The organism is Veillonella tobetsuensis (assembly GCF_001078375.1).
Classification (GTDB): domain Bacteria; phylum Bacillota; class Negativicutes; order Veillonellales; family Veillonellaceae; genus Veillonella; species Veillonella tobetsuensis.
The window spans coordinates 47825-62296 of sequence record NZ_BBXI01000001.1 but is presented as its reverse complement, the minus strand read 5'-3'; the positions used below and the strand labels follow the sequence as shown (position 1 = coordinate 62296).

Below are 14472 nucleotides of genomic sequence, written 5' to 3'. Positions count from 1 at the left end.
GTTCGACTTGCATGTGTTAAGCACGCCGCCAGCGTTCGTCCTGAGCCAGGATCAAACTCTCCAAGATATCTTGAAGCTATTTGAATAGCTCATTTGTTTTGTTGTCGTTACATTTAAGTAACTTTGAATTATGATTGGTTTTGACTTTGTCAAAACCCGCACTCTGGCATATGTTCAATCATATGATTGATTACCTATCATTGTTCAGTTTTCAAAGATCTGTACCAGTCAGACCAGATATTATCTAGTTTCGAAGCACTTTCTTAAGATGTGTTTCGTCAACTGGCGACTAGATTATAATAACATGTTGTCATGTTCATGTCAACACCTTTTTATAATCTTTTTTAGAATTTTGTAATCACCATCGTTTGAGGGGATTACATAAAAATCCTAAAATCAATTAATGGAAAACCTAGATGTTATCTACTGTTTCCTCATTAAGAAACAGTCGCTTCAACGACTGTATGGTTATTATAGTACAAACAAAGAATCAGTGCAACCCTTAATTTTAAAATAATTGAAACTTTTTACATGTTTTCCGTATAATGTATCTAATTATTTTCAATCTACTATATGTAGTACAATAAGCTATCATTTAATCTCATTCTATAGTCTATAAATACAATATATACTATTTCAGTGATTCGCACTAATTATATATATTACATAGTCTATATAAAACAAATAACGCCACCAGAAGGTGGCGTTATTTGTATAAGGATTATTTATGCCCTAGTTAGGGGTTCTAGGGGATATACGGCCCCTATATCACCATATGAGGGGCCATATATTGTTTCATATGTATAAAGATATACGATTGCGATATTACTGCTGAATTGCTTTGCGCAAATCAATAGTATGAGGCGCGGAAGGTTCCATTGGCTCATTAATCGCTTTGCGAAGATCTACTTTAGCTTCTTCTTCTTTAGTAGGTTCTTCACTTGCTTTGTTTTTAACAGTTTCTTTAGCTGCGTACCAAATTGTTTCATTCATCATGTGACGAAGGTCTTCATTGTTTACATGTTCTTGGTCTTGCGCCATGATATCCAAAATAGCGTCTTCCAAAGCACTAGCTTCTTCAGCAGTCATAGGACCACCGATTTCTTTTTGTCTTTGAATAACAGCGTTGATTTGGTCTACCATACCACGCAATACGTTGAAACCGTAGCTATTTACGAAACCACTTTTTTCATTATATTTTGGCATATCAAAGAATTCGTATTCATTTTTGTTACGGTTTTCACCATTCCAATTGAATGCGACTTCAAAGCCATGGACACGACCCAAAGAATGTGTACGGAAGTAATCCGCATAATTGTGTTTATCTTTGGAATGTAACCATTTAGTTTCAGCTTTAGTCAATTTTTCATGATTATCATGCTTAACTTTAGCTTGTGTGTAATTAACTTCTGCATTTCTCCATACATCCACATATGTATGTAATGCTTGTACTGTTTGCGGACTAGCCACAGGTACAAGAACTACAGAACCTACAGACGGAGTCATGATAGGGTTTTTCAAGATTAAATTATCATCATATGTTGGAGCGCCCGCAGCATAACCAGTAACGGATGCAACGCTCATAATTGCAGCTGCTGTGAAAGCAAGCATTGTAGATTTTTTCATATCTATTCCTCTTTTCATTGTCGAATATAAGCGATGGCGGAAGGATTCCTTACGGAACCCTTCGACCTTTGTATCTTATTACATACCTAATCTAGCCATCATAGCAGCCATTTGAGCTTTCAATTGGTCTACTTCGTTTTGTAAGCCAGCGTTTTGAGCTTTAATTTGTTCATTTTCAGCTTTCAAATCAGATACTTCGCCTTTTAATCCGGCATTTTGAGCTTTCATAGAAGCCACTTCAGTTTGCATTGCGTATGTGGAACTGATAGGTCCTTTGCGGTAGCGATCAGCTACTGCACCTTCGCTATCACGGTTGCCAATTTTCCAAGTTACACCAGCGTTAGCCATCATATGGCTAGAGCCGCCAGCCCAGGAAATGCCACCATGGAACATTGTGGACTCGTTTTTGTAATGAGCTACGCCCAATGCCAATGCGGAGTTACCACGGTAGTTACCATAACCAGCCATGATTTGAGTTGGTTCCATTGGATCATATTGCATAGGTTTCAATGCAGATAATGCGGCACCTTGTGCACCTACAAGACCAATTTCTTCATTCAAGATATTTACACGAGGGTCGTTAACACCTTTAACGGAAAGGTCATAGTTGTAACCGCCTTGACCATTGTCTGTTCTGTTTAATGTTACAGAGTTGTCTTCGGAAGTTAATGTAGTACGGGAACCTTTCAATTGGTCAACGTTAACACCATCAGTACCAGCAATACCAGGAGCAAGATTTACAATTCTATTGTTTTCTAAACTCAAATTACCACCATGTACTTCAAATGCAGGGGTTACAGGAGCACGATCACCAGGAACACTACCAGGGTTGGAGTTGATTCTAAGTGTTGCACCACCATTGCTAATGGATGTGATTTCAGTCAAGTCATGAGCTAAGCTGTAAGTGATGGAGTTATCAATCTTATCGTCACCTTCAACTGGTTTACGTTCAACAACCATGTTGTCGCCAGCGATGTATTGAGTACCTTTTTCTACTTTTACAGGGTTTTTGAGGCCTTTAGCTACGCCAGAGCCATCAGCACCAACGGATGCATTCACTTTCGCACCAGATAGATCAGCGTTTACAGTGTATGTTTTTTGACCAGTTGTGTTGTCAACAGAAGTATCAACAGTTACGTTGTTACCACCTTTAACGATGCTGCTTAAGCCAGTAATAACTTTTTTGCCTTCGTTAGTAATGTTAGACAAGTCTTGACGAGCGATACCAGAGATAGTTGCTTTCACAGGGTTACCGTTAGCATCTACCACTTGTTTACCAGCACCATCAACATAAGTCATTTCAACAGTACCATTTTGGCTAACTTCATAGTTACCATCTTTGATACGAGTATCGTTAGCTTTGGAGATACGTTTGATGTCGCCAATGTTAGCGCCATTGGAATCTACATCGCCACCAGATTTCACGTTGTGAATTTGTTGTCCACCCATATCAACATTGTTCTTAGTGATAGTAGGACCACCAGTGATAGTCAAACCATCGTTGTTAACTACTGTATCACCAATTGTTACGGAGCCGTTTGGAGTTAAGTCGATGTTATTGTTTAATGCGAATTCTACTTTTGCACCGTCAGCAGTGTTAGTTTGTTTAACAGTTAGGTTTTTACCGCCAGAGAATTCTACAGTTTTACCATCAGTGATGTTTTTAGCTGTTTTATCGGAATCGCTAGTTGTATTGCCAGTAGATTTCACGTTAAAGCCGTTCATAGTGCCAAGGCCGTCAGCACTGATAGTCATTTTACCAGCTGCATCTGTGGAAACTTTGATGTGATCGCCGCCTACAACATTAACTTTGCCACCTACAGGTTTAACGTCAGTACCATTTGCTTGGATAGTCCAGATATCATCTAAGTTAGCAACTTGTTTTTTGTCGCCTTCCTTAGTTGTGTACTCGATACGGCTATTATCATTGTTGTATGTAATAGTTGTATGAGATGTTGGGCTACCTAAGTAGATATTCTTAGTTTGAACGCTGTTAAGCTCTTTCAAATCTTTATCTAATGCGAATTCGTAAGTTTGTTCATCGCCGTTCACAGTTTGTTTTACGTTCAAGTTTTTGCCTGCACCGTAATTTACTGTGTTGCCAGGTTTTACGATAGTTGCTGTGGAGTTACCTACTACATTACCTGTAGCATTAGCTTTCCAGCCAGAGTTGTTGATTGTATCTACTACAGTTTTAACTGTTGCAATACCATCTTTACCATCTACGCCTGGTTTGCCATCAACGCCGTCTTTCACTTTACCGATTGTTACATCGTATTTAACTTGACCATTTGCATCAACGGAAGCTGTTGTGTAGTTGCCGTCAACGAAGTTCAAGCCTTGAGACAATTTCACGGATTGAGTGTTTGTACCGTTTGCAGAGTATTTCAATTCTGCATCGCCAAGGTTAACTGCTTTTGCACTTACTTTGTAGATAGTTTGGCCATCAGCACCTGTACGGGATGTTACTTTTACGTTGTCCCCTTCTTCAACCTCTGTTTTAGCAGATTTCAATTGAGCAACGTTAACTGCATCAGTGTTGTTCACACCAGCTTTTACATTAGTGATAAATTGATTACCAGCATTGATACCGCCTTTAGTAATGGATGGACCTTGATTGATTACCAAACCATTATCAGTAATGCTAGTACCACCGATAGTTAAGGAACCTGCTGGAGTCAAGTCGATGTTTTGAGCCAATTGAACTTTCAATTTACCATCTACGTTGTTCACGCCGATGTTGTTGTCAGTCAATTTAGTACTGTTTGCACCACCGACGATATCCATTGTTTGGTTCAATTTCTTAGCGATAACCTTGGATTTATCTGTGCCTTGAGCATCGTCGCCAGCATATTTCATGCCGTCGTCCAATGTAGCCACTTCGTGTGTATTCTTGTTGTTATCTTCGTATACGATACGAGTGATACCATCTTTACCGTTTACACCTGGTTGGCCATCTTTGGCTTTCATAGTAAGACCATCTTTACCGTCTTTACCATTGAGGCCGATGGAGCCGTCTTTACCATTGATGACAACGGAGGAACCATCTTTACCGTTTACGCCGATCTTACCGTCAACACCTGGTTTACCATCTTTGCCGTCATGACCAACTTTAATATCATCGGACAATGCATAGTTGTATGTATGATCGCCAGTTACAGCATTAACGATTTGTTCTACAGTTAAGTTTTTACCTGCACCGAAGTTTACAGTTGTGCCAGGTTTAACGATTGTTGCAGTGTGGTTATTCACTGTGTTACCAGTAACATCACCTTTCCAGCCGGAGTTGTTGATTGTATCAACTACAGTTTTAACTGTTGCGATACCATCTTTACCATCTACGCCTGGTTTACCGTCAACGCCGTCTTTCACCTTACCGATTGTTACGTCGTATTTAACTTGACCATTTACATCAACAGAAGCAGATGTGTAGTTACCGTCAACGAAGTTCAAGCCTTGAGACAATTTAACGGATTGCGTATTAGTGCCGTTAGCGGAGTATTTCAATACTGCATCGCCAAGAGCTACGTCGTTCGCATTAACAGTGTAAATTGTATGACCGTCATTACCATAAGTTGTGTCTACAGTTACGTTATTACCAGCTTTAACTTCTGTTTTAGCTTTTTTCAATTGTTGTACGTTAACTGCATCAGTGTCGTTTACACCAGCATCTACGTTAACAATTGTTTTATTACCAGCGTTGATACCAGTCTTAGTGATGGAAGGACCACCAGAGATAGTCAAGCCATTGTTATTAACTACAGTATCGCCAATTGTTAAGGAACCAGACGGAGTCAAGTTAACTTCTTTGGACAATTGAACTTTCAACTTGCCATCTACGTTGTTCACGCCGATGTTGTTGTCAGTCAATTTGGATTTATCTGCACCACCAACAACGTCCATAGTTTCGTTCAATTTCTTAGCGATAACTTTGGATTTATCTGCGCCTTGTGCATCGTCGCCAGCATATTTCATGCCGTCATCCAAAGTAGCCACTTCGTGTGTATGCTTGCTGTTATCTTCGTATACGATACGAGTGATACCATCTTTACCGTTTACACCAGGTTGACCGTCTTTTGCTTTCATAGTAAGACCATCTTTGCCGTCCTTACCATTAAGGCCGATAGAACCGTCTTTACCGTTGATGACAACAGAGGAGCCGTCTTTACCGTTTACACCGATTTTACCGTCAACACCTGGTTTGCCATCTTTGCCATCGTTACCAACTTTGATGTCATTAGACAATGCATATGTATAAGTTTGTTCACCAGTTGCATTATCGATATGTTGAGCAATTGTCAAATTATCGCCTGCTGCGTAGGATACAGTTTTGCCATTGCCTACAGCTGTTACAGCATGGTTACCAACTACGTTGCCTTTTGCATCTGTAGAGAAGGAGTAGCCGTCTTTAATTTGATCAGCCAAACCGGACAAGTCGATTTTCGCGATTGTACCAGTTTGTGTAGTGCCGTTGCCATCGTTGTATTTCAAAGTAACGGATTTATCTGCAGTGTTATATGCATATGTTGCAGTTGTTTCACCAGCACGATCAGATGTAGTAGGTGCAATATGTAAATCGTTAGCTTTGGAGATACGTTTTACGTCGCCAATGTTAGCAGCGTTGTTGATTACATCGCCACCAGATTTAAGGTTTGTGATGTTGTTGTCGCCCATATTCACATTGCCGCCGCTGAATTTGAATTCATTGCCGCCAATTGTCAATGTTGCAGGACCATCATTCTTAATCGTAGTGATGTTTTTCAAATCTTTGTTCAATTGAACTTCTAGAGTATCAGTACCATCAGCTTTTACGTTGATGTTACCAGTAGCGCTCTTGAAAGTAGCAGAAGTTGTTTTATCTACGCCTTCACCTTGAACTTTTACAAGGCTGTTCAATTTATGGTTGTTCACTGTGTCAGTGTTATTACCAGTGAATTTTAAACCGTCATCCAAAGTAGCCACTTCGTGTTTAGTATTTGTTTTATCTTCGTATACGATACGAGTGATGCCATCTTTACCGTTTACGCCAGGTTGGCCATTTTCAGCTTTCATAGTAAGACCATCTTTACCGTCTTTACCATTTAAACCGATGGAGCCGTCTTTACCGTTAATCACAACAGAGGAACCATCTTTACCGTTTACGCCGATAGAACCATCTTTACCTGGTTTACCATCTTTACCGTCGTTACCAACTTTGATGTCATCAGATAAAGCGTATTCAACTTTAGCACCGTCATTGTTGCTAGTTTGTTTAACAGTTAAGTTTTTGCCTGCTACCATTTCAACTGTTTTACCATCAGTAATAGTTTTTGCAGTTGCTTCGGAATCAGCAGTTGTATTACCAGAGGATTTCACATTCCATACGGATTGTGCAGCACCTGGGGCTACGTGCAAGTCATAAGTAATTTGGTTACCAGATTCTGTCTTGTTGATTGTTACAGAATTATCGTTAGAAGTTACTAATGTACGAGCATCTTTCAATTGTTGTACGTTAACCGCATCAGTGTTATTTACGCCAGCTTTCACATTTGTAATGTTCAAGTTACCAGCGTTGATGCCAGTCTTAGTGATGGAAGGACCACCAGAGATAGTCAAGCCACCATTGTTAACGATAGTGTCACCAATTTTCAAGGAACCATTCGGAGTCAAATCGATATTGTTGTTAAGATCGTATTTAACCACGCCATCAGCAGCTACGGAAGCTGTTGTGTTGGAACCGTTTGTGAAGTTCAAACCTTTATCCAATGTAACTGTTTGAGCATTTTGGCCATTCGCTTTGTATGTCAAAGGAATTTGAGTAGCTGCTTTGTTACCATCGAATGTTACTTGGTAAGTTGTGTTGTGGTTTGTTTCATCTTGAACAGGTGTCACAGTAATAGGGTTGTTAGTTGTATTTGTAGTATTTACAGTTACCGCTTCACGAGCTGCGTCTTTTACGTCGTTACGAGATACGTTTACTTCATAAGTTGCGCCAGCATCACCAAATTGGTCGCCTGCTTGAGGAGTAACTTTAGCGATATTTTTGTCGCTAGAACCAGCTACGTCTGCTTTTGCTTGAACTTTTTCAGTAGAAGCTGCAGTTGGTTTTACATTATCAACATCTACAGTGTAGATTGTTTTCTTGCCACCATCAGCTGTATTTTCTGTTACAGAAGTAACCTTCGCAGCATTTTTACCACGAACTTCTACAGTGTTATTCAACTTAGCTTTTGCATCATCGGACAAATCAACAGCTACGTTGCTACCTGCTGCCGTTGTTTTGATGTATTGGCCATTGTTAGCACCAATTACGCCAAAGCTCAAACCACCAGCTTGATTTAATTTTTGAAGATCAGTAGCGCCTGTGTTACCAGTCAAGCCAACTGTATTATTGAAGCCGTTGTTAACAATCTTCAATTGCTCTTCAGTTGCTGCACGGCCTTTAGTAGCGAAATCAGCGGAATTCAATGTTACATTAGTCAAACCAGTGATATCGCCAGCTTTAGCATTAAGAGCGATGTTGTGGTCGCCTGCTACGTTAACAGTTTGGTTACCAACAAAGGATACTTTACCGTCACCAGTTTTGTTAGTGATGGATGTAACGTCTGTCAAATCACCTTCAACGTCTACTTTGAAAGTTTTAACGCCATTTACATCACGGTTGCTAGCTTTTGTATTCTTGCCGTCTTCCATATCAATGGATTTTTTAGCAATATTTTGAATGACAGTTTCGCCACCCTTGGTGATATTCGACAAATCAGATTTAGCAATGCCTGTGATAACAGCAGTTTCGTTAGAAATTTCTTTATTGTTACCATCAACATATGTCATGGTTACTTTGCCATTGTTATCTACACCATATTCACCCGGCTTGATATGTTTATCGTTAGCTTTGGAAATACGATTTACGTCACCAATGTTAGCTGCGTTGTTGATTACATCGCCACCAGATTTAAGATTAGTGATGTTGTTGTCGCCCATGTTCACATTGCCGCCTTCGAATTTGAATTCGTTACCGCCAATTGTGAAAGTTGCAGGACCTTCATTTTTAATCGTGTTGATGTTAGTCAAGTTACCAGATAAAGCGTATTCAACTTTAGCGCCGTCATTGTTGCTAGTTTGTTTAACAGTTAAGTTTTTGCCTGCTACCATTTCAACTGTTTTACCATCAGTGATAGTTTTTGCAGCTGTTTCGGAATCAGCAGTTGTGTTGCCAGTGGACTTCACATTCCATACGGATTGTGCAGCGCCTGGGGCTACATGCAAGTCATAAGTAATTTGGTTACCAGATTCTGTCTTGTTAATTGTTACAGAATTATCGTTAGAAGTTACTAATGTACGAGCATCTTTCAATTGTTGTACGTTAACCGCATCAGTGTTATTTACGCCAGCTTTCACATTTGTAATGTTCAAGTTACCAGCGTTGATGCCAGTCTTAGTGATGGATGGACCACCAGAGATAGTCAAGCCACCATTGTTAACAATTGTATCACCGATTTTTAAGGAACCATTTGGTGTTAAATCGATGTTGTTGTTAAGATCGTATTTAACAACGCCTTCAGCATCTACAGAAGCTGTTGTGTTTCTGCCGTTTGTGAAGTTCAAACCTTTATCCAATGTAACTGTTTGAGCATTTTGGCCATTCGCTTTGTATGTCAAAGGAATTTGAGTAGCTGCTTTGTTACCATCGAATGTTACTGTGTAAGTTGTGTTATGGTTTGTTTCATCTTGTACAGGTGTAACAGTGATAGAGTTGTTAGTTGTATTGCTAGTATTTACAGTAATTGCTTCACGAGCTGCGTCTTTTACGTCGTTACGGGATACGTTTACTTCGTATGTTGCGCCAGCATCACCGAAGTTTTCACCAGCTTTAGGTGCAACTTTAGCGATATTTTTGTCGCTAGAACCAGCTACGTCTGCTTTAGCTTGTACTTTTTCAGTAGAAGCTGCAGTAGGTTTTACGTTGTTAACATCTACAGTATATACAGTTTTTGTGCTGCCATCTGCATTTTGAATTACATTGCTTGTTACTCTCGCAGCATTTTTACCTTCTACTACAACAGTGCTGTTCAATTTGTTTTTAGCGTCAGCAGACAAATCTGCTACTACATTGCTACCAGCAGCAGTTGTTGTAATGTATTGGCCATTGTTAGCACCAACTACACCAAAGCTCAAGCCGCCTTGTTTGTTCAATTTTTGTAATTCAGTAGCACCTGTGTTACCAGTTAAACCAACTGTATTATTGAAACCGTTGTTAACGATCTTCAATTGTTCTTCAGTAGCGGCGCGACCTTTTTTAGCGAAGTCAGGAGCATCCAAAGTTACATTAGTTAAACCAGTGATGTCACCAACTTTAGCATTCAAGTTAATGTTGTGGTCACCTGTTACGTTAACAGTTTGGTTACCACCGAATACAACCTTGCCATCGCCAGCTTTGTTTGTGATGGATGTAATGTCGTTTAAATCACCTTCAACGTCTACTTTGAAAGTTTTAACGCCATTGATTTCACGGTTGCTAACCTTTGTATTCTTACCGTTTTCCATATCGATGGATTTTTTAGCAAGATTTTGGATAACTGTTTCGCCACCCTTATTGATATTGGAAAGATCTTGTTTAGCAATACCTGTGATAACAGCCGTTTCGTTAGCAACATCTTTGTTGTTACCGTCAAGGTATGTCATCGTTACTTTGCCGTTATTATCAACTGCGTATTCACCAGGTTTGATGTGACGTTCGTCAGCACGAACTTGTTTCAATTGGCTAACATTAACTGCATCGTTATCGTTTATGCCAGCTTTCACATTAGTAATCTTCAAATCACCAGCATTGATACCAGTTTTAGTAATGGAAGGACCACCGTTGATAGTCAAACCATTGTCAGTGATGTTAGTATCACCGATTTTGATAGACCCATCTGGAGTCAAATCGATGTCTTTGTTCAATGCAAATTCAACAGCGGCATTACCATTTTTATTAGTTTGTTTAATGGTCATGTTTTTGCCGGCTTGCATTTCCACAGTTTTGCCATCACGAATTTCTTGAATACCAGCGGAACCTTGTGCCACTTTACCTTCTGTAGCAGAAGATTTCACGTTGAAGGAGCTCATGTCGCCAGTTTTCAAACCGCTCAAGTCGATAACTGCTTTAGGACCGTTAACAGTTTTGCCATTACCATCTTGGTAAGTCAATGTAACCTTTTTATTAGCGTCTACAGTGTATTCAGTCACATTGTTGTTAGTGCCTGCTGTAGGTGCAATATGTAAATCATTAGCTTTGGAAATACGGATAACATCGCCAATATTTGCAGCATTATCAACTGTATCCCCACCGGAATGAAGGTGAGTGATATTTTGATCACCAAGATCTAAATTACCACCAGTAACACTAATATTGTTATCACCAAAGTTTAATGTCGGACCACCATTGTTAGTGATAGATGTAATTTCTTTTAAATCCTTGTTCAAGGAATATGTATAGGTTTGTTCACCAGCAGATTGGTTGATATCTTGTTTAACTGTTAAGTTTTTACCAGCTGCATAGCTAACCGTAGTACCACTTTCAACCTTAGTAGGTGTTGCAGTGCCATCTAATTTACCGCCATTAGCTTTTGCATTTGTTAAGAAATCGTATTTAGCAGCAGCGTCAGCAGCATGAATAGTGTAAGTAGTTCTACCGTTTACAGTTACTTCATCAACCTTAACGTTTTTACCAGCTTTCACCATGCCTTTGTCATCAAAGCCAACAGTGATTTTGGAATCTTTTGCACCATCATGAGCCGCTACAGTAGATACACGACCTTCGCCGATAACGTTTAATTTACCACCGTCAGCCAAGAAATCACTAGAACCAGTGTTACCAGTTACAGCAACACCAACGTTTTTCAATTGAGCTACGTTAACAGCATCAGTATCTGCTGTACCTGCAGCAAGGCCTGTCAATTGACGAGTCAATGTACTACCATTACCGATGGATACAGCAGCAGTAGTAGCTGTGCGAACATTGTTAGCTAAGTTTGTGTAATGACGTGTATGGTCATCTGAAGGATTGTAACCTTTAACACCTTTATCTGTTGTTGTAACAGAGCTAGAGCCTAGTGCTACACCATTGGCAATGTTAGCCTCTGCTGCATTACCTAATGCAGTAGCAGCTTCTGCATTCGCTTTAGTTTTACGACCTAATGCGACGCCATATTTACCACCAGCACGAGAGCCAGCACCTTCAGCGATGGCAGCTTCCCCAGTAGCTTGAGATTGCATACCGATAGCAATGGAGTTTACACCAGATGCAATTACTTTAGGAGAACCTTTACCACTTTGACCGATAGCAATAGAATTGTCACCAGAAGCCTCTGCACGAGCACCGACTACAGTAGAGCCAGAACCAGATGCAGTTGTTTCACGACCGATAGCAATCGTATCTAGGTGAGTTGCAACGTTGTCACGACCGATAGCGATTTGAGAGTTTTCATCTTTAGTATTTGCAGCATTTCGACCATCATTAGAAGAATCAGTCAAGTTATTTTTACCAATGGAGATACCACCCATTGTTTTTGCATTATTAAATTGACCCAAAGTTACAGTGTCTGCCACGTGGGATGTATTTTCAGAACCAATAGCAACTGAGTTTTGACCCTTTGCATTATTGTTGTAACCAGCAGCAAAGGAACCTGCACCAGTAGCATTAGTATATACACCCATAGCGGATGCACTTGTACCAGTTGCACTGGAGTAATTACCTACTACAGTAGAATATTCACCTGCTTGTTTAGGTGTTGTTTGCCAAGAGCCTTTGGTGTAATTAACATTATTGTAGGTACCAATAGCAATAGCAGCCTTAGCATCGGCATTATTTACATTACCAAGAGCAACAGAAGCTTTACCAGAAGCAGTATTACCAGCACCAACGGCTGTTGCCGCACCACCTGTAGCTTTATTTTCATTACCTACAGCTGTAGAAGCGTTATTTGTGGATGTATTTTTAGCACCAATTGCTACTTTACCATCATGGCCAGCTACGTTATCAGTAGTATTTTGATAACCTACAACGATAGAGTTTTGACCAACATTATAGTTTTGACCATTGCCCTTTGGATTTGTATCTGCCCAGATATTAACATGGCTATTGCCAGTATCTACTCCAGCCATTGCTTGTTGAGGAGCAATACCGCCAACAACGCCAGCTACAGCTAAACCAGCCAATACGCTAGCTAGGACTTTCTTTTTGCCGTTATTATTTTTCGCAGTTTCAGGTACTACAACGTAGCAGCCTTTAGATTTGCTATAAACGACTTTAAAGACCTTATTCATAAAACCTTTGAACCCCTTTCTCATAAGTACATGAAAAATGTAACTTTTACACTTTAGTTCACTTCATGAAGGGTGGAATTTCTCTCATTCACTCACACTTCATATAGGATAACCTAATAATATCAATTTATTAACTAATTGTAAATACTTTTAGACTTAATTATTTAATGAAATTTTATATTTTAGATGAAAATAAACTGAAATTTATATATATGTGTAAAAATCAACTCATTTCTATAAAAGTGCATTATAACAGCGTTTATACCTTATTTTAGATTAATTTCTTCACTTACTTTTCATATATTCGTCGGTTCTTTTTAGTTTATAAATATGTTAAATAGTACAAAGATAGTCACTTTTACGACTACATGTGGGCTTCTTTTAACTATAAATTCAATAAACTTACAATTAGTAATAATATAGTAAATACAAGGGTTTAATGGCAATAGCAAGACTTCTTATATTAAACAAATATACTGCTCATTTTTAATATTAATTAATATATATCTATTAATATATGTTTCTATTATAAAGATAACAATCGATTTGCTATAAAAGATGAAAAAATCATATGCACAAAAAAACGCCCACACCGTAGTGTGAGCGTCTTTTTATAGGCCCCCATAAAGAAAGGGGGGGAAAGTAAGAGTTGCTATGAGGGCCATATACGATTGTAATTGTTCTACTAGTCTTATCGACTAATAGCATCACGTAAATTAACTTTACGTGATTCTGGTTGTTCAACAGGTGGTTTTGCCATCGCTGCACGAAGATCTACTTCATGGTCATCGCCCACAGTAGGTTCTTCACTCGCTTTGTTTTTCACCGTTTGTTTTGAAGCAAACCAGATTGTGTCGTTCATGTAATGACGAAGTTCATCGTTATTTACATGTTCTTGTTCATGAGCCATGATATCCAAAATTGCATCTTCCAAAGCTTGAGATTCTTCGTCAGTCATAGGACCACCGATTTTCTTTTGCTCTTGGATAACTGCGTTAATTTGGTCTACCATGCTACGAAGTACATTATAACCGTAGCTATTAGTAAAACCATCTTGTTCATTATATTTCGGCATATCAAAGTATTCATATTCATTTTTGTTGCGGTTTTCACCGTTCCAGTTCATGAATACTTCTTGACCATGCACACGACCGATAGAATGTGTACGGAAATAGTCAGCATAATTATGTTTGTCATAAGAATGTAACCATTTTACGTCCGCTTTAGTTAATTGTTCATGATTATCGCGTTTTACCTTAGCTTTTGCGATGTTGATTTCCGCATTTTGCCAAGCTTTCACATAATCATGAACAGCAGCCACAGTTTGTGGACTCGCTACAGGAACGAGTACAACAGAACCAAGTTGTGGCGTCATAACAGGGTTTTTAACGATTAATACGTCATCATATGTAGGTGCACTAGCTGCGTGACCAGTAAGGGATGCAGCACTCATTAATACTGCTGCTGTGAAAGCAAGCATTGTAGATTTTTTCATATCTATTCCTCTTTTCTTAGTCGAATTAAAGGGGATTCGAGGATTCTCATTGATGAGAACCCTCA

At 39.3% G+C, this 14472-nt stretch carries 3 protein-coding genes and 1 rRNA gene; all 4 read right to left on the bottom strand.

The features are described 5' to 3' along the window. A 16S ribosomal RNA gene (locus tag VEI_RS00115) occupies positions 1–67 on the bottom strand; the annotation flags it as partial. A gap of 758 nt (positions 68–825) precedes the next feature. After that, entirely contained in the window at positions 826–1626 is an 801-nt protein-coding gene (locus VEI_RS00110) for a hypothetical protein (RefSeq protein ID WP_059361001.1), read from the bottom strand. 78 nt (positions 1627–1704) lie between these two features. Further along, a complete protein-coding gene (locus VEI_RS00105; RefSeq protein ID WP_059360998.1) occupies positions 1705–12912 on the bottom strand; it encodes an ESPR-type extended signal peptide-containing protein in 11208 nt (3735 codons plus the stop codon). A 691-nt stretch (positions 12913–13603) separates the two neighbouring features. Beyond that, the gene (locus tag VEI_RS00100) at positions 13604–14407 is read right to left on the bottom strand and encodes a hypothetical protein (RefSeq protein ID WP_059360996.1); all 804 of its coding nucleotides are present in this window, start codon (positions 14405–14407) and stop codon (positions 13604–13606) included. Positions 14408–14472: the final 65 nt, after the last annotated feature.

Excerpts from the sequence above, each read along its gene's own strand:
- VEI_RS00105 (WP_059360998.1), bottom strand. The coding sequence starts at position 12,912 with ATGAATAAGGTCTTTAAAGTCGTTTATAGCAAATCTAAAGGCTGCTAC.
- VEI_RS00100 (WP_059360996.1), bottom strand. The coding sequence starts at position 14,407 with ATGAAAAAATCTACAATGCTTGCTTTCACAGCAGCAGTATTAATGAGT.
- VEI_RS00110 (WP_059361001.1), bottom strand. The coding sequence starts at position 1,626 with ATGAAAAAATCTACAATGCTTGCTTTCACAGCAGCTGCAATTATGAGC.